This window comes from Rhodococcus sp. DMF-1 (assembly GCF_021441945.1).
GTDB lineage: Bacteria > Actinomycetota > Actinomycetes > Mycobacteriales > Mycobacteriaceae > Rhodococcus > Rhodococcus ruber.
In genome coordinates, this window is record NZ_CP090442.1 from 2,376,378 (window position 1) to 2,393,128 (window position 16,751).

Consider the following 16,751-nt stretch of genomic DNA (forward strand, 5'->3'; position numbering starts at 1 on the left):
GCGAAGACGGCACCGCCGCGAGCGGCGAAGACGGCACCGCCGCGAGCGGTGAATCCAGCACAACCGCGAGCGGCGACCATGAAACCGACCGCGAGCGGCGAGTCAGCCGGGCAGAGGAACGTTCTGCAGCCGGACCTGACCGCGCGCCAGGGTCCTGCCGCTCTCGCTGCCGGTGACGGTGACGAGCCACAGCTGCTGGACGCGGCCCTGCTGAAGTGGTTCGGCGACGACGTCGACGCGCTCACCCGTGCTCGAGCGCAGGAAGTCGGTGCTGTTGTGGACCCCGACCGCGAACTGGCCGCGGTCCTGGACAGCGGCGCTGGCTCCGACGCTGGCCGCGGATTCGACGGCGGTGGTGTAGACACCGCCGTGCACGACGCCCCACGGGGTGTGATGGTCCCGCCCCAGATCGATGTGCCCGGTGACCCGGGTGCCGGAGACCTCGTCGAGCACGAGGCCCGCGGCCTGCAGGAAGGCGCTGTCGCTGGGGAGATCGGTACCGGTGGTGTCCATGGCGCCACGCTAACTTCTGAAATTGCAGTGAGCAAGGGGCTAGCCTCGGGGCATGCGCTGGTTGGAGACGGACACGACGAACTGTTCCGTGCAGCGGACATTGGACGTGATCGGCGAGAAGTGGACCCTGCTCGTCCTGCGGGAGGCGTTCAACGGCGTGCGCCGGTTCGACGACATGCGGCGGCACATCGGGATGTCCGAGCCGATCCTGGCCGACCGCCTGCGCAAACTGGTGGCGGCGGGAATCCTGCGCCCGGCGCCGTACCGGGAGGCCGGACACCGCACCCGCAACGAGTACCGGCTCACCGACAAGGGCATGGACCTCTTCCCCGTCCTGGTCGCACTTCTCCAGTGGGGCGACCGCTACTGCGCCGACGAGGACGGACCCCCCGTGGTGGTTCGTGACCGGGTGAGCGGCCGCCCCGTCGCCGCGGTGGTCGTTCCCGCCGGCACGGCCGGTCTGACCGCCCGCGAGACCGAATCCACCCCCGGTCCGGGAGCCCGGCCCGTCCCTGCCGATCGGCCGACACGGCCGCACCGGTCCCGTGCGAGCGCATCGGCTGCCCCTGGAGCCGGCCGCGGCCCTGACACAATCGACGGGTGAACGAACTGCACACCCACCTGTTCGGTCCCGTCGACGGTCCGCAGCTGCTCGCCCTGCACGGCCTCACCGGTCACGGCCGGCGCTGGGAGCACCTCGCGTCGCAGCACCTCCCCCATGCACGGGTGCTCGCGCCGGACCTGCGCGGACACGGCCGCTCCCCGTGGACACCGCCGTGGAACTTCGAGACACACGTACGGGACCTGCTCACCGTCCTCGACGCCCACGCCTCGGGTCCGGTGCTGGTGGTCGGCCATTCGTTCGGCGGTGCCCTGGCCGTGCATCTGGCCGCGGCTGCGCCCGAGCGGGTGCGCGGTCTGGTGCTGCTGGATCCGGCGATCGGGCTGCCGCCGGAACGCATGCTCGAGATCGCGGAGCTGACGGTGCAGCACCCCGACTACACGGACGCGGCCGAGGCCCGTGCCGACAAGACGAACGGTTCCTGGGGTGAGGTCGATCCCGCGCTGCTCGACGCCGAACTCGCCGAGCACCTGGTCACCCTCGATTCCGGCCGGGTCAACTGGCGGCTGTGCGTTCCCGCGCTCGTGGCGTCGTGGAGCGAGCTGGCACGCGAGTTCGTCCTGCCCCCGGCCCACCTGCCCACGATCGTCGCGCGGGCCGCGAAGGTGCAGCCGCCGTACGTCACCGACGAGTTCCGGGCCGCCCTCGCCGACCGGCTCGGCACGAACCTCACGACACTCGACCTCGACTGCGACCACATGATCGAACAGGCACGACCGCAGGAGACGGCGGCCCTCGTCCGGAAGCTGCTGTAGGTGCCGGCGACGAGCGAGGCCGACGTCGAACGCGTCCGGGAACTGGTCGCGGCGGTCCCCGAAGGCCGCGTGACCACCTACGGCGACGTCGCGGCGGCGGCCGGACTGTCCAGCCCGCGCACCGTGGGCTGGATCATGCGGACCGACAGCGCGGACCTGCCGTGGCACCGGGTGGTCCCGGCCTCCGGGAGGCCCGCCGCGCACCTGGCCCACCGGCAGCTCGCCAGGCTGGGCCGGGAGGGAGTGCCGATCCGCGACGGCCGGGTCGATCTCGCGGCGGCGCGACACCGGTTCTGAACCGGCTCACACCTGGTGCCGCTGCACGCGGCTCCAGGACGGCCGCGCCGAGCCCGGCCGGCACGTCGACCGCGGCGAGTAGGTCCGCGACCGCTTGGGTGAACGGCCGGCGCTGATGGTCGTCGAACGCACGACCGGCGCCGAATCGGGTGCCCGGCGGCAGGACGAGTCCTGCCGTTCCGCCGCGGCGACGAGACGGGTGGAGCCGAGGCCGTCCCGCAGCCGGCAGCACAGCGACACCCCCGCGGGCGGTGCGAACCGCGCCGCCCGGGCAGGCGCCGCAGCAGGACCTCCCGCACGCGTGCACCGGCCGCCGCGCACCCCGCCGACGCGGGGGCCGGTGTGGGATCGGCGGGCCGCCGCGCAGTCGTCACACGCCGGACTGACCCGGCCCGGCACGCCGCGCCGGCCGGCGTCGGGCAGCATGACCTCATGAGTTCGCTGACCGACGTGGAGGCCGTCATCGTCGCGGGTGGGCGCGCGACCCGCATGGGCGGTGTCGACAAGCCCGCGCTCGTCGTCGGGGGACGGCGACTGCTCGACATCGCCTTGACCGCGGTGGGCGGGTGCCGGCGGATCGCCGTCGTCGGACCACGACGCGACGATCTCGACCCCGCGGTGATTCAGGTACAGGAAGAGCCCGCCGGGGCCGGGCCGGTTGCCGCGCTCGCCGCCGCGGGCGTCCACGAGCCGGTGGTGCTGACCCTCGCCGCGGACCTGCCGTTCCTCACCGCGGACACGGTCGCCGCACTCGTCGAGGCCCTGCGCGGAGCCCCGGGATCCGACGCGGCGTTCGCGGTCGACGACTCGGGGCGGATCCAGTTCCTGCTCGCCGCGTGGCGTGGTCCCGCGCTCTCCGGCCACCTCGCCGCGCTGGGGGCGGATCCGGCCAATCAACCGATGAAGGCCCTGCTGCCGGAGCGATACGTCACGGTCCCGGTGGCGGGGACCGCGGACTGCGACACACCGCAGGAGCTCGCGCAGGCCCGGGCCGCCCGTTCCGGGCTGATCGCGGCCGACCCCGAGGCCGCGCGCGCGGCGCTCCGGAAGTCGCTGCCGCGGTTGCCGGTCCGCACCCGCGCGCCGCACGAGGCGGAGGGCGCCACCCTCGCCGCACCGCTCGTCGCCGCCGAGGCGCTGCCGAGAGCCGCGGTGTCGGCGATGGACGGATACGCCGTCGCCGGCGACGGACCGTGGCTGCTGCGCGCCGAGGTCCACCGGGCCGGCGCGACCGAGCCGTTCACCCTGCAGAACGGCCAGGCGGCGCGCATCGCCACCGGCGCCTACCTGCCGCCCGGCGCCACGACGGTCGTGCGAGACGAACACGTCGAGGTGACCGACGGCACCGTCACCCGGATACCCGATGCCCCGGTGCGCGACGACGCGCGCCGTCGCGGGGAGGACTGGGCGCCCGGCGTCGAACTCGCCGCGGCGGGCGTCGCCCTGGGCCCGGCGGTGATCTCCGCGGCGCTGAGCGGCGAGGTGACCGCCGTACAGGTCCGCGGACCCGTGCGGGTCCACGTGGTCGTCACCGGCGACGAGATCCGCCGCGACGGGCCGCTGCGCGAGGGCCAGACCCGAGATTCGCTCGGTCCCGTCCTGCCGCGGTTCGTGCAGTGGTGCGGGGCCGCCGTCGCCGGGGAGGCGCACCTGCGCGACACCGGCGACGGGTTCGACCGGCTGTTCGGCGAGACCACCGGCGTCGACGCGATCGTCGTCGCCGGGGCGACCGGCGGCGGGGCCGCGGACCAGTTGCGCTCTGCGCTGGCGCGGGCCGGCGCGTCGATCGTCGTCGAACGGGTCCGGTGCAAGCCGGGCGGGTCCCAGGTGACAGCCGTGCTGCCGGACGGCCGAGTGGTGCTCGGCCTGCCGGGCAATCCGGTCGCGGCCGTCGCGACGCTGCTGGTGATGCTGCCCGCCGTCGTCGACGGTCTGACGGGCCGCCGGCCGCAGGCACCGTGGACCGCACCGCTGGCGAACGCCTCGCAGGTGAGCGGTGACGTCACCCGGCTGCTGCCGGCCCGACAGACCGGCAACGGATCGTGGGTGTGCGACAACGCGGTCCGCACCGCGCACCTGGCGGGACTGATCGGACGGCGCGCGATCGCGCTCGTGCCACCCGGCGCGGAGAACGGCGATCCGGTGGAGCTGGTGCCGCTGCCGCAGTGACCGGCACCGGTCAGCCCGGATGCGTGAGGACCCGGTATCCGGTCTCGTGGAGTCGCCGGTGCTCCGGCCACCGCTCGCGCGTCCAGGCGGGTTCGGAGTGGGCCGCGACGATCGCTGCGGTCGTCGCGGCGTGCAGATCGAACTCCAGGTCGCGGCACAGTTCCGGCAGCGCGGTCCGCTCCCCCGCCGCGCGCGCCTGCACGATGGTGGCGACCGTCTCGGCGACCCGCGCGTCGGCGAAGCGCAGCACGCGGCGATGCGCGGACGGCAACACGAACCACAGCACCGCGACGGCGGCGAGCACGCCGATCACCGTTTCGAGCAACCGGTCGCGAGCCACCACGGTGAAGTCGTGCGGCACCCCACCGCCCCCGAGCAGCAGCGCGAGCGGCGTGATGAACACCATCGCCACCCCGTAGTTGCGGACGAGGTATTCCTCGGTTCCGGCCAGCAGCACCGCCACCACCACGACGACCCCCACGGCCGTCGGCGCCGCCCACACGACCGCGGCCAGCACGCCGAGGCCCACGACGGTACCGGCGAACCGGTGCAGACCCCGGTAGCTGCCCAGCACCCGGTCGGGTCCCTGATGCAGCACCATCGCCGCCGTGATCACCGCCCAGTCCGGTCGTCCGACACCGCCCGCGAGTGCCAGTGCGCCCGCGACGGGACCGGCCACGGCAAGGCGCACGACGATGGTCCAGGATCGGCTGCCGGGCCGAGCTGCCCGGGCGAGCCGGTATCGCGCCGACGGGCGCGGCAGTGGCGGTTGCGGTCGCAGGTCGTCGGTCTCGGAGGCGGCGCCCTCGTCGGTGCCCGCGACGAGGGTCGCGAGCCGCAGATGCGCCGCTCGGAGCGCCCGGGTCAGCGGATGGTCACCGTCGCCGATCCGCCCGTCGTGCAGGCACATCCATGCGGCGTGCAGTGCCCGGACCGCCTCGTGCCGCGGGCCGAGCGCCGCCGGGGCGCGCAGGCAGGTGTCGACGGCCGACACGGCCGCCGCCACCGCGACACGCTCGGGCGTGCGGGGCCGGACCACCACGCCGGACATCGACACGACAACCGCCGTGCCCGCACCCACCGCCGTCCACGACACGACCGCGCCGACCGGCACACCGGCACTCGGCAGCGCCGCGGCGATCTCCAGGGTCAGCAGCGGCAGGAACGCACCGGGGGCACCGAACCGCAACGCGTCGACCAGGAAGGCACCCACGGCGACGACGGCCGTCATGACCGCCACGAGCAGGAGCCACGTCCACGACGCCCCCGACTGCACGAGCACACCGACCCCGGCACCCACACCGGCCAGCACGACGAGTGCCGCCGCGACGAACAGCACCACCTTCCACCGCGCCCGGTAGGCGCGACCCTCGCCGTACACGACGGCGAACGCCCCGAGGGCGACGGTCGCGGCGACGGGTCCGTGACCGAACGCAAGACCGGCGAGGCCGGGCAGCGCCACCGCGACGGCGGCGCGCAGCGCGCCGGGCCAGCGCCGGCCTCGCCTGGGCACGCCGAGCAGGAGCGTCCGGGCCGGCCCCGGTGCCGGGAGCGGCGGGCACGCCGCGTCACTCCGGGACCCGGCTCCCGGCTCTACCATCGCTTCGGACACGGGGATCGACGATACGGGGCGCAGCTCTCATCGCCCGCGCCGTGTCGGCAAGCTCACCTGCGCAGCGGCTCCGCGGTGAGCAGCGCCGTGGCCGCGGACCGGTACCGGTCGGCCACCAGGCGCACGATCGAGTCGTGCACTCCGAGCGGTGCCGCCACGCCGTCGGCGCCCGCGTCGGCGAGACGCGCGTGGAACAGGCCGTCGGCGAGCAGGTACGACGCGACGAACACCCGGCCCGCACCCGCGGCGCGCAGTTCGGCGACGACGTCCGGCACGCGTGGAGATCCCGTGGCGACGTACCCGACGCGCACGGCGACGCGCGCGAGGGCCGACAACATGCCCGCGGCCCGGCGCACGTCGCCGACGGCGCGCGGGTCGGAGGAGCCCGCCGCGGCGAGCACCACCGCGTCCCCTGGTCGCCAGCCGGCCGCGGCGAGGCGCTGCAGCTGCACCCGGGCGAGCACGGGATCGGGTCCCAGCGCGCGGGTGACCGCCACGGCGCGATGCCCACTGTCGGTGACCTCCCGGGGTACGTCGGCGTGCACGTGGTAGCCGGAGGCGAGGAAGGCGGGCACCAGCACGGTGGGTCGCCCGGAGCGGCGCAGCACCTCCGACGGCGAAGGTCCGAGGACGTCGACGAAGGCGACGCGGGTCGTGCCCACCTCGTGGGAGACGGCGTCGGCGAGGGCCGCAATCGTCTCGACGCCGCGCGGATTGCGCGTGCCGTGGGCGACGAGCAGCAGAGCCGGGTCGGTCATGGTCACAACTCCTGGTCGGGAACGGGTCGGCCGGGGACGATGCCTCTAGCCGATCGGGTAGTCCTTGTCGGCGCCGCCGACGGGGTAGTCCTTGTCGGCGCCGCCGGTGGGGTCCACCGCGAGCCGGTAGCCGCGCTTGACGACGGTCTGCACGATCGCGGGGGCGCCGAGCGCGGACCGCAGCCGCGCCACCGCCGTTTCCACGGCATGGGTGTCGCCTCCGCCCCCGGGCAGCGCAGCGAGCAGTTCCTCACGGGAGACGACCCGGCCGGGGCGGGCGGCCAGGGTCCGCATCAACGCCATCGCGGCGGGCGCCAGGCAGCGGATCTCCCCGTCGACCACGACGCACCGGCCGCGGACGCTGAGCACGTGCCCGCCCGCCTCGATGCGGTGGGCGCGCCGCGGCAGCTCCTCGGCGAGGTGCCGGGCGAGGGATCCGAGCCGTGCCCGGCCCGGCGCCGAGACCGGCACCTCCAGCTCGACCAGGGGCGCGGCCGTCACGGGACCCACGCACACCGCGGTGACGCCGGTGCGCAGGGCGCGCAGCATCGCCTCGAGCATGCCGGTGGCCTTGGAACGCAGCAGCAGCGACGCGACGGCCGGGGCGCTGGTGAAGCTCACCGCGTCGATGCTGTGATCGGCGATCTGCTCGATGAGCCGGTCCATCGCGGTGGGATCGTCGGGCGGGGTCCACCGGTACACCGGGACCGCCACCACGTCGGCACCGGCGTCGCGCAGCACCTCGCACAGATCCGCACCGGGCTCCCACTCGGTCCGGGCGCCGTGCAGCTGCACCGCGATCCGCACCCCCTCCACGCCCTCCGCCAGGAGGTGCTCGAGCACCTCGGCGGAGGACTCGGACGCCGGGGACCACTCCTCCCGCAGGTCGGCCGCGCGGATCGCGCCGGTGACCTTCGGCCCGCGGGCGAGGATGCGGCTGCCGCCCAGGGCCTCGCCGAGTTGCTCGGCGAGGCCCCAGCCGTCCGCGGCCCCCATCCAGCCGCGGAAGCCGATCGCCGTGGTGGCCACGGTGATGTCCGGCGGGATGTCGAGGATGTCGCGCGTCACTCGCTCGAGCTCGGCGTCGTCCGCGAGCGGGATGATGCGGATGGCGGGTGCATGGACGATCTCCGCGCCGCGCCGGGTCAGCAGGGTGGCGAACTCGTCGGCGCGGCGCGCGGCGGTGATGCCGATCGTGAAGCCGTGCAGCGGCGCGGTGTCCTCGCTCACGAACGCTCGCCGTAACCGCGGTGCACGGGCACGAGACTGTGGATCTGGACGACTCCGGCCCACACCCGCACGTCGTACACGGGCAGGCGGACCGACGGGTCGTCGAGGCAGCGTCCGTCGTCCAGCGAGAAGACCTGCTTGAGCAGCGGGGACGCGACGGTCGGCTCCCCGCTGCGGTCGCCGACGATCCCGCGCGACAGCACCGCGGCCCGGCCGAACGGGTCGAAGTTGCCCACCGCCCGCAACGTGCCGTCGTCGAGCAGGAACAGCGCGGCCTGCTCCCCGCCGCGCAGCAGCACGGCGACGCCGCGACCGGGGATGAGGTGGCTGAGCGGGCAGGCCGACGTCCATTCCAGACGCCCGTCGTACACGGTGGCGCGCGACGCGCGTTCGGTGGTGTGCGTCTCGATGACGGTCATGAATGTCCTCCTTGGAACTACGGACGGAATTCTCCGGGGCCGGTGTTTCTCGGGGGTTAACCCGAGATTCCCTCGCGGTAAGAGGGCATTCCGACCAGTACCGGCACCTTCCGCTTGCCCGAGTCGTCGAACCGCACGGTCGGGTCGGCCACGTCGGGGGCGTTGACGAACGACACGAACCGGGACAGCTTCTCGGGATCCTCCAGGACGCCGGCCCACTCGTCCCGGTATCCGGCGACGTGCCTGGCCATCGCCGCCTCGAGCTCGCCGGCGATGCCGAGACTGTCCTCGCACACGACCGCCTTCAGGTGCTCGAGACCGCCGTCGAGGGCCTCGAGCCAGGGCGCGGTGCGCTGCAGCCGGTCGGCGGTGCGCACGTAGAACATCAGGAACCGGTCGATGTACTTCACGAGCGTCTCGTCGTCGAGACCGCCGGCGAGCAGCTGCGCATGCTTGGGCGACTGGCCGCCGTTACCGCACACGTACAGGTTCCAGCCGCTCTCGGTCGCGATCACCCCGACGTCCTTGCCGCGCGCCTCGGCGCACTCGCGTGCGCAGCCGGAGACACCGAACTTGAGCTTGTGCGGGGAGCGCAACCCGCGGTAGCGCAGCTCGAGGTCGACGGCCATGCCGACCGAGTCCTGCACGCCGTACCGGCACCAGGTCGATCCCACACAGCTCTTCACGGTGCGCAACGACTTGCCGTAGGCCTGGCCGGACTCCATGCCGGCGTCGACGAGTCGCTTCCAGATGAGCGGCAGCTGCTCGACCCGCGCGCCGAACAGGTCGATGCGCTGTCCTCCGGTCATCTTGACGTACAGCCCGAAGTCGCGGGCGACCTCGCCGATGACGATGAGCTGCTCGGGGGTGCACTCCCCGCCGGGCATCCGCGGCACCACCGAGTAGGTGCCGTTCTTCTGGATGTTGGCCAGGAAGTGGTCGTTGGTGTCCTGCAGCGCCGCCTGCTGCCGGCCCAGGATGTGATCCGAGTCGGTCGAGGCGAGGATCGAGGCGACGACGGGTTTGCAGATGTCGCAGCCGGTCCCCCGGCCGTACTTGGCGATCAGTGCCGAGAACGTGCGGGTGTCGGTGGCCTGCACGATCTGGAACAGCTCGGCCCGGGACTGATCGAAGTGCTCGCACAGCGCCTTCGACATGACCACGCCGGACGCCGCGAGGAGCTGCTTGACGGTGGGCAGGCACCCGCCGCACGTGGTGCCGGCGCCCGTGCACGCCTTGACCTGGGCGATGTCGCACGCGCCGTCGGCGATGGCGCCGCAGATCGCCCCCTTGGTGACCCCGTTGCACGAGCACACCTCGGCGTCGTCGGGCAGCGACCCGGCGCCCGGCTTCTCCCCCGCCGGCGAGATCAGCGCCGCAGGGTCGCCGGGCAGCTCCCGGCCGACGAGCGGCCGCAGCGACCCGTACGCGGAGGCGTCGCCGACGAGGATGCCGCCGAGCAGTGTCTTCGCGTCGTCCGAGACGACCAGCTTGGCGTAGGTGCCCTTGGCCGCGTCCGACAGCACGACCTCGAGGGCGCCCGGGGTGGCGGCGTGCGCGTCGCCGAAGCTCGCGACGTCGACCCCGAGCAGCTTGAGTTTGGTCGACAGGTCGGCCCCCGGGAACTCGGCGCCGCCGCCGACGAGCCGGTCGGCCACGACCTCTGCCGTGCTGTAGCCGGGCGCGACGAGTCCGTAGCAGGTGCCGTCGACGGCGGCACATTCGCCGACGGCGTAGATCGCGTCGTCGGTCGTGCTGCGGCAGCCGAGGTCGGTGCGGACGCCGCCGCGGGGGCCCAGCTCGAGCCCCGCGTCGCGGGCCAGCTCGTCGCGGGGGCGCACCCCGGCCGAGAACACGAGCAGCGCGGCGTCGATCACCGATCCGTCGGACAGTTCCACCCGCAACCCGTCGGGACCGTCGGTGATCCCGGCGGTGCCGACGCCCGTGTGCACCGTCAGGCCGAGGTCGGTGACGAGGCGGGCGAGGAGCGCGCCGCCGCCCTCGTCGACCTGTAGTGGCATGAGCCGCGGCGCGAACTCGACGACGTGCGGTGTCAGGCCGAGCATCCGCAGCGCGTTGGCCGCCTCCAGCCCGAGGAGTCCACCACCGACGACGACGCCGACCGCACCCGGCGCGGCCTGCTGCGCGCCGGCCCGGATGCCGTCGAGGTCGTCGAGGGTGCGGTAGACGAAGCACCCGGCCAGATCCTTGCCGGGAATCGGCGGGACGAAGGGGTACGAGCCGGTGGCCAGGACGAGCGCGTCGTACCCGATCACCTCGCCGGCGTCGGTGGTGACGGTGCGCCCGGCCCGGTCGATCGCCGCGGCCCGGGTGCCGATCCTCAGGTCGACCAGGTCGTCACCCTCGTACTCGTTGCCGGCGAGGGCGAGTTCTCTCGAATCCCAGGAACCGACGTACGAGGACAGTCCCACGCGGTCGTAGGCGGGCAGCGGCTCTTCGCACAGGATCGTCACCGACCAGAGGTCGTTCTCGTCACGGGTGCGCAGCGCCTCGACGAATCGGTGGCCCACCATGCCGTGCCCGACGACGACGACAGACTTGTGGCTCATACCGTTTCCTTCTTCCTTGGTGTACGGGTGGGGCCGGGGCGCCCTCAGGCGCGGACGGCCACGGTGGTGACGTCGCGCTCGGCGGGCGTCTGCCCGGTGGGGGCGCTGGGGCGGCGCAGGAACACGGCCCAGGTGACGACGATGCAGACCAGGTAGAAGGCGAGGAACACCCAGAACGCCATGGTCGCCGACTTGGCTTCGCTGCTGTAGGAGGCGCGCAGCACCAGGTTGATCCCGACGCCGCCGAGACCGCCGATGGCGCCGGCGAAACCGATCAGGGCGCCGGACATGCTGCGCGCCCAGGCGGCCTTCCCGGCCCTGTCGAGCGAGTCGAGGCTCTGCGCCTTGGCTTCGAAGACGGACGGGATCATCTTGTAGACGGAGCCGTTGCCGATACCCGAGAGCAGGAACAGGGCGATGAACCCGAGGACGAAGGTCACCATGATTCCGCCGGTGGCGGCGCCGGCGGTGGCGTCGTCGAGGGTGCCGGCGGTGACGAGCAGTCCGGCCGCGAGGGCCATTGCCGCGAACGTGTACAGCGTGATCCGGCCGCCCCCGATGCGGTCGGCCAGCTTGCCGCCGAGCGGCCGGGCGATCGATCCGAGCAGCGGACCGACGAACGCGATCTGTGCGGCGTGCAGGGCCGCCTCGGCGGCGGTCGCGCCCCCGGCGAGGAAGTTGATCTGCAGTACCTGGCCGAACGCGAAGCTGAAACCGATGAAGGAGCCGAAGGTGCCGATGTAGAGGAAGCTCAGGATCCACGAGTCGCGGTAGCGCAGGGATTCCCCCATCGCTCGCAGGTCGGCGCGCTGATCACCGAGGTTGTCCATGAACAGGGCCGCGCCGAGCGCGGCGAAGGCACACAGCACCAGGTAGACGGCACACACGATCCACGGTTCGGTGTTGCCGACGGTGGCGATGACGAGCAGGCCGACGAGCTGCACCACCGGCACGCCGATGTTGCCGCCGCCCGCGTTCAGGCCCAGCGCCCAACCCTTGAGCCGTTGCGGGTAGAAGGCGTTGATGTTGGTCATCGACGACGCGAAGTTGCCGCCGCCGAGGCCGGCGATCGCGGCCACCACCAGGAAGGTGGTGTAGGAGAAGCCGGGGTTGAGCATGAGGTACAGGGTCGCGACGGTGGGGATCAGCAGCACCAGCGCGCTGAACACGGTCCAGTTGCGACCGCCGAACCGGGCTGTGGCGACCGTGTAGGGGATGCGCAGCAGCGAACCGACCAGGGTAGGCACGGCGACGAGGAAGAACTTGCCGGCGGCATCGATGCCGTAGACGTCGGTCGGCATGAACAGCACCATCACGGACCAGATGGACCAGACGGAGAAGCCGACGTGCTCGGCCAGGACGGACCAGATCAGGTTCCGCTTCGCGATCTCCTTGCCGCCAGCGTCCCATGCCGCCGTGTCCTCGGCGTCCCAGTGTTCGATGCGGTGCTTGCGGGCGAACTTCGCACGCAGGCCTTCGGTCGGTGATATTCCGGTCGTTGCGGCCACCCCATGCCCCTTCCTCGGGTCGGTATCGATGGACCCAAGGTAGGAAACGGGTGTTGCCGCGGTGCTGCCCTCGGTGACTGCCGCGTCAAGAGATGCTCACCTGCGGCAGGAGGTCTCCGTGAGGTCGTCGCCGCGGGGGTGCGCGGGGTGCGGATCGGCGCCGGAGCCGCCCCAGGTGTCCTCGACGTACCGCGGCCGGCAGGCCACCCGGCCGGCGATCAGGACCACGAACGCGGCGCCGCCGAGGAACACGAACGGTGCCGTCCAGCCACCGGTGATCTCGCGCAGCACCCCGACCAGGACCGGTCCGGCGCAGGCGACGGTGTACCCGAGGCCCTGGGTGAACCCGGACAGCGCCGCCGACGCCGCATGGGTGCGGGTGCGCAGGTTGATCAGGGTCAGTGCCATGGGGAAGGTGGTCGGCCCGACGCCGATCGCCAGCACCCACAGGGCGGTGGCCGTCAGCGGTGCGAGCAGCAGGCCGGTGAACCCCACGGCGTAGCTCGCCACGCACACGAGGACGAGCGGGAAGGGATCCCGCATGCGGGCGCACGCGGCGGGGGCGACGAACGAGGCCGCCAGGCCGACGAAGGAGAACAGCGCGGTCATCGCGCCCCCGAGTGCCTCGCTGCCCCCGGCGTCGAGCAGTACGGCGGGAATCCAGGTGAACATCGAGTAGGTGATCAGGGAGGTCATGCCGAACATGCCGGCCATGCCCCATGCGACGGGCGAGCGCCACACCCGGCCGGGTGCAGGGGCGGAAGGGGGCGCGTCGCGGGTGCCCGGCTTCGCACCCCGGGCCCGGTGGAGTACGCCGATCCACGGAATCGCCGCGGCGAACGCCCACGCCGCCCACAGACCGATCGACCAGCGCCACCCCGCGGCTTCCGCGACGGGGACCGCGGCCAGGGCGGGCAACACGGTGCCGATCTGGACGCCGACGATGTAGACGGTGCTCACGACGGCGAGCCGGTCGGAGAAGTACCGCTTGACCAGCGGCGGGATCACCACGTTGCCGACGCCCATTCCGGCGAGGGCGAGCGCCGAGAACGCGAGCAGTGTCCACGTCTCGTGAGTCAGCGCGCGGGCCGCCATGCCGACTCCGGCGGCCAGCATCGCGATCAGGGCCGTGGTCTCGAGCCCCGCTCGCCGTGCGATGACCGGGGTGAGGAGACCGAACGCCGCGAACATCGCGGTCGGCACCATCCCGAAGACACCCACCACGGCAGGCGCGAAGCCGAGTTCGGCGCGGATCTGTTCGGCGAGGGGACTGAACGAGGTCACGGCGAGGCGCAGCGTGAGGGCGGACATCACGATCGCGACGAAGACGAGGAGACGTCCCCGCAGCAGGGACGTGGATCCGGCATCGGTGACAACCACGGAGCGAATCATAGGATGACCCGATGTATATCGTCGAAGGTGTTTTCCGGATGCAGGAAGGAGCCCCATGCGCACCGTGCGACGCACCGGTCTCGTCGCCCAGGTCACCGAGCAGTTACGCGGCCACATCCGCACCGGCGCCTGGGCAGTGGGCACCCGCATCCCGACCGAACCCACCCTGGCCGAGCTGACCGGCACGGGCCGCAACACCGTGCGCGAGGCCGTCCAGGCACTCGTGCATTCGGGGCTGCTCGAGCGACGGCAGGGATCGGGCACCTACGTGGTCGCCACCTCGGAGGTGGGCAGCGCACTCGGCACCTACTTCGCCGACGCCCACGAACAGGACGTGCTCGAACTGCGGCAGGCGCTCGACGTCACCGCCGCGGCGCTCGCCGCGCAGCGCCGCACCCGGGCGGACGCAGAACACCTGACCGAACTGTTCGACGCGCGGATGCGCGCGTGGGCGGACCCGCGTTCGGCCGCCGCCCTCGCCGCCGACGTCGCCCTGCACCGCGCGATCGTCGCGGCCAGCCACAACGCCGTGTACCTCGAGTTCTACGACTCGCTGATACCCGTCATCGAGGAGACGATCCGCCGTCGCGTCGAAGAGACCGGCGCAGGCTTCCACGACGAGCACCGCGAACTGGTGCTCGCCGTCGTCGCAGGAGACCCGGGTCGCGCCGCGGCCGCCGCCCTCGCGATGTTCGGGGAGCTGCGCGGCAGTGACGCCTAGAGGAGGCGAGACCTAGAGGAGCAGACGCACCAGATCCGAGGTGTGTGCCAGCCCCGGGAACGCCTCCTCCGTCGAGCGCGGATGCAGGGCGTGCACGGCGAGCCGGAACATCACCGCGCGCAGCAGCATCTGCGGCCACTCCGGCAGGTCCTCCCAGCGGCCGATGAGCTCGTCGTCGGCGCCGCCCCACGACAGCGCATCGACGACGGCGACGCCGGCCGCCCACGACGCGGGTCGCCAGTAGGGGGTGATGTCGGTCAGGCCGGGTGCGGCGCTGCCGGCGAAGAGCACGGTGCCGAACAGGTCGCCGTGCACGAGCTGATCGGGCAGGTGGACCGGCTTGCGCAACGTCGCGAGCTGGTTGATCAGATCGATGCTCTTGCGTCCGTCGGGCGTGACGGTGTCGGGGGCGCCGGCGGCGCGGGCGGTGCGCAGCGGTACCGCCTCCCAGGCCGCGCGGTCGGCGGCGACGAACACGTCGACGTCCTCCCACGGCGCCACGGGCGGCTGCATGAGGAAGCGCGGTCGCTCGAGTTGGGCGGTGGCGGCGTGCAGCCGGAGCGACAGCGCCACCACCTCGTCGTGCCGTGGTTCGGAGGTGCCCACGATGTACGTGTCGGCGCGCCAGCCGGAGACGACGTAGCGGCCGTCGGTGGAGCGAACCGGCCGCGCCAGTCGGACCCCGTCGACGTCGAGGTTCTCGCGCACCTTCGCCGACCACGCTGCCCGGGCGTGGTCGGCGACCGGCGAGAGCACGACGTCGCCGCAGCGCCAGCCACCGTCCCAGTCCGCCCCGAGCGGGACCGGTTCGACGTCGCGTAGGCCGAAGGTCGAGCGCACGTGCTGCGGGGGTTCGAGGGGACTCACGGGGCACACCGTACAGTCGGCGCCGCCGCCTTCAGGGAAGGCACTCCGTTACCCGGGGACAGCATTCCCGCATCGTTATCTCACCGTGTTCCCTCAGTACACGGGCAGTGACGGGTCCACCTGCTGAGCCCACGCGAGCACGCCGCCCTGCAGGTGCGTGGCGTCCGAGAAACCGGCCTTCTTCAGCACGGCGAGCGCTTCGGCCGAGCGGATCCCGGTCTTGCAGTGCAGCACGATCGGCTTGTGCTGCGGCAGCTCCGCCAGCGCCTCTCCGGAGAGGATGCGGTCCTTCGGGATCAGCCGCGCCCCGTCGATGTGGACGATGTCCCACTCGACCGGCTCGCGCACGTCGATCAGTTCGATCTCCCGGTCCGACTCGAGCAGCCGGTGCAGTTCGGTCGGGGTGATCGTCGACTCGGCCACGGCCTCGGCGGCGTCGTCCGGCACGACACCGCAGAAGGACTCGTAGTCGACCAACTCCGTCACCGGCACCCGGCCCGGATCACGGCGCAACGTCACCGTCCGGTAACTCATCGCGAGAGCGTCGTAGATCATCAGCCGTCCGAGCAGCGACTCGCCGATGCCGGTGATCAGCTTGATCGCCTCGGTGGCCATGATCGACCCGACGGACGCACAGAGCACCCCGAGGACACCGCCCTCCGCACAGGACGGGACCATGCCCGGCGGAGGCGCCTCCGGGTACAGGTCCCGGTAGTTCAGTCCCCGCCCGCCCGGCGCGGCCTCCCAGAACACCGACACCTGTCCCTCGAACCGGAAGATCGACCCCCATACGTACGGCTTGCCGGCGAGGATCGCCGCATCGTTGACGAGGTAGCGGGTCGCGAAGTTGTCGGTGCCGTCGAGAATCACGTCGTACTGCTCGAACAGCTCGACGGCGTTGCTGCGGTCGAGCCGGACCGGGTGCAGGCGCACCGCCACGTTCTCGTTGATCCCCCGGATCGTGTCGCGGGCGCTCTCCCCCTTGGGCCGGCCCACGTCGGCGACCCCGTGGATCACCTGCCGCTGCAGGTTGGACGATTCGACGTCGTCGAACTCGACGATGCCGAGGGTGCCGACCCCGGCCGCGGCGAGGTAGAGCAGCACCGGGGAACCGAGGCCGCCGGCACCGATGCACAGCACCCGCGCGTTCTTCAGCCGTCGCTGCCCCGTCACCCCCACCCCGGGGATGATCAGGTGCCGGCTGTAACGGGCCACCTCCTCGCGGGTCAGGTCCGCGGCGGGTTCCACCAGAGGTGGCAGTGCACCGGATTCCACCAGGGATGGCAGTGACGTCACGACAGCTCCTCGGCCGGTTCGA

15 protein-coding genes are annotated in these 16,751 nt (G+C 72.7%); 5 read left to right on the forward strand and 10 right to left on the reverse strand.

The features are described from left to right. Positions 1-102: 102 nt before the first annotated feature. Positions 103-513, reverse strand: a complete 411-nt coding sequence (locus LZP97_RS10945; protein ID WP_048770758.1) for a PaaI family thioesterase — start codon at positions 511-513, stop codon at positions 103-105. A gap of 52 nt (positions 514-565) precedes the next feature. Here LZP97_RS10945 and LZP97_RS10950 point away from each other — a divergent pair, with 52 nt between their 5' ends. The 4 genes from LZP97_RS10950 to LZP97_RS10965 all read left to right on the forward strand — a co-directional run bounded on the left by LZP97_RS10950 (position 566) and on the right by LZP97_RS10965 (position 4,356). Further along, positions 566-1,117, forward strand: coding sequence for a winged helix-turn-helix transcriptional regulator (locus tag LZP97_RS10950; RefSeq protein ID WP_172603606.1), 552 nt, complete (start codon positions 566-568; stop codon positions 1,115-1,117). Next, positions 1,114-1,890: an alpha/beta fold hydrolase gene (locus tag LZP97_RS10955; protein WP_010594704.1), complete on the forward strand. Its 777-nt coding sequence runs from the start codon at positions 1,114-1,116 to the stop codon at positions 1,888-1,890. Before LZP97_RS10950 ends, LZP97_RS10955 begins: the two co-directional genes overlap by 4 nt. After that, entirely contained in the window at positions 1,891-2,187 is a 297-nt protein-coding gene (locus LZP97_RS10960) for an MGMT family protein (protein ID WP_010594705.1), read from the forward strand. 432 nt (positions 2,188-2,619) lie between these two features. Further along, positions 2,620-4,356 carry an NTP transferase domain-containing protein gene (locus LZP97_RS10965; RefSeq protein WP_048771110.1) on the forward strand — a complete coding sequence of 579 codons (1,737 nt, stop codon included), beginning with the start codon at positions 2,620-2,622 and terminating at the stop codon, positions 4,354-4,356. Positions 4,357-4,366: 10 nt separating this feature from the next. Here LZP97_RS10965 and LZP97_RS10970 read toward each other — a convergent pair whose 3' ends face one another. From LZP97_RS10970 to LZP97_RS11000, 7 genes are all read right to left on the reverse strand, one after another. Further along, positions 4,367-5,956: an FUSC family protein gene (locus tag LZP97_RS10970; protein ID WP_048771107.1), complete on the reverse strand. Its 1,590-nt coding sequence runs from the start codon at positions 5,954-5,956 to the stop codon at positions 4,367-4,369. Between the two features lie 65 nt (positions 5,957-6,021). Continuing rightward, a complete protein-coding gene (locus LZP97_RS10975; RefSeq protein WP_010594709.1) occupies positions 6,022-6,726 on the reverse strand; it encodes a sirohydrochlorin chelatase in 705 nt (234 codons plus the stop codon). Positions 6,727-6,771: 45 nt separating this feature from the next. Then, complete coding sequence (locus LZP97_RS10980) at positions 6,772-7,956, reverse strand: uroporphyrinogen-III synthase (RefSeq protein WP_048770754.1); 1,185 nt, start codon at positions 7,954-7,956, stop codon at positions 6,772-6,774. Then, entirely contained in the window at positions 7,953-8,375 is a 423-nt protein-coding gene (nirD, locus tag LZP97_RS10985; RefSeq protein WP_010594711.1) for a nitrite reductase small subunit NirD, read from the reverse strand. The genes LZP97_RS10980 and nirD overlap by 4 nt, the downstream gene beginning before the upstream one ends. A 56-nt stretch (positions 8,376-8,431) precedes the next feature. Beyond that, positions 8,432-10,945, reverse strand: coding sequence for a nitrite reductase large subunit NirB (nirB, locus tag LZP97_RS10990; protein ID WP_017679555.1), 2,514 nt, complete (start codon positions 10,943-10,945; stop codon positions 8,432-8,434). Positions 10,946-10,989: 44 nt separating this feature from the next. Next, positions 10,990-12,453 (reverse strand): MFS transporter, encoded by a 1,464-nt coding sequence (locus LZP97_RS10995; RefSeq protein ID WP_010594713.1) that lies wholly within the window; start codon positions 12,451-12,453, stop codon positions 10,990-10,992. A 96-nt stretch (positions 12,454-12,549) separates the two neighbouring features. After that, complete coding sequence (locus tag LZP97_RS11000) at positions 12,550-13,845, reverse strand: MFS transporter (RefSeq protein ID WP_010594714.1); 1,296 nt, start codon at positions 13,843-13,845, stop codon at positions 12,550-12,552. A gap of 55 nt (positions 13,846-13,900) precedes the next feature. On the opposite strand from LZP97_RS11000, the gene LZP97_RS11005 reads away from it, so the two are divergent. Continuing rightward, positions 13,901-14,566: a FadR/GntR family transcriptional regulator gene (locus tag LZP97_RS11005; RefSeq protein WP_010594715.1), complete on the forward strand. Its 666-nt coding sequence runs from the start codon at positions 13,901-13,903 to the stop codon at positions 14,564-14,566. A 12-nt stretch (positions 14,567-14,578) separates the two neighbouring features. Here the strand turns inward: LZP97_RS11005 and LZP97_RS11010 are convergent, their stop codons facing one another. Further along, a complete protein-coding gene (locus tag LZP97_RS11010; RefSeq protein ID WP_010594716.1) occupies positions 14,579-15,433 on the reverse strand; it encodes a TIGR02569 family protein in 855 nt (284 codons plus the stop codon). Positions 15,434-15,526: 93 nt separating this feature from the next. After that, entirely contained in the window at positions 15,527-16,729 is a 1,203-nt protein-coding gene (gene moeZ, locus LZP97_RS11015) for an adenylyltransferase/sulfurtransferase MoeZ (protein ID WP_372446878.1), read from the reverse strand. Positions 16,730-16,751 lie beyond the last annotated feature (22 nt).

What these genes read in the sequence shown, in the direction of transcription:
- LZP97_RS10970 (WP_048771107.1), bottom strand. Translation starts at nt 5,956, where the DNA reads ATGGTAGAGCCGGGAGCCGGGTCCCGGAGTGACGCGGCGTGCCCGCCG.
- nirD (WP_010594711.1), bottom strand. Translation starts at nt 8,375, where the DNA reads ATGACCGTCATCGAGACGCACACCACCGAACGCGCGTCGCGCGCCACC.
- nirB (WP_017679555.1), bottom strand. Translation starts at nt 10,945, where the DNA reads ATGAGCCACAAGTCTGTCGTCGTCGTCGGGCACGGCATGGTGGGCCAC.
- LZP97_RS11000 (WP_010594714.1), bottom strand. Translation starts at nt 13,845, where the DNA reads ATGATTCGCTCCGTGGTTGTCACCGATGCCGGATCCACGTCCCTGCTG.
- LZP97_RS10950 (WP_172603606.1), top strand. Translation starts at nt 566, where the DNA reads ATGCGCTGGTTGGAGACGGACACGACGAACTGTTCCGTGCAGCGGACA.
- LZP97_RS10975 (WP_010594709.1), bottom strand. Translation starts at nt 6,726, where the DNA reads ATGACCGACCCGGCTCTGCTGCTCGTCGCCCACGGCACGCGCAATCCG.
- LZP97_RS10945 (WP_048770758.1), bottom strand. Translation starts at nt 513, where the DNA reads ATGGACACCACCGGTACCGATCTCCCCAGCGACAGCGCCTTCCTGCAG.
- LZP97_RS11005 (WP_010594715.1), top strand. Translation starts at nt 13,901, where the DNA reads ATGCGCACCGTGCGACGCACCGGTCTCGTCGCCCAGGTCACCGAGCAG.
- LZP97_RS10965 (WP_048771110.1), top strand. Translation starts at nt 2,620, where the DNA reads ATGAGTTCGCTGACCGACGTGGAGGCCGTCATCGTCGCGGGTGGGCGC.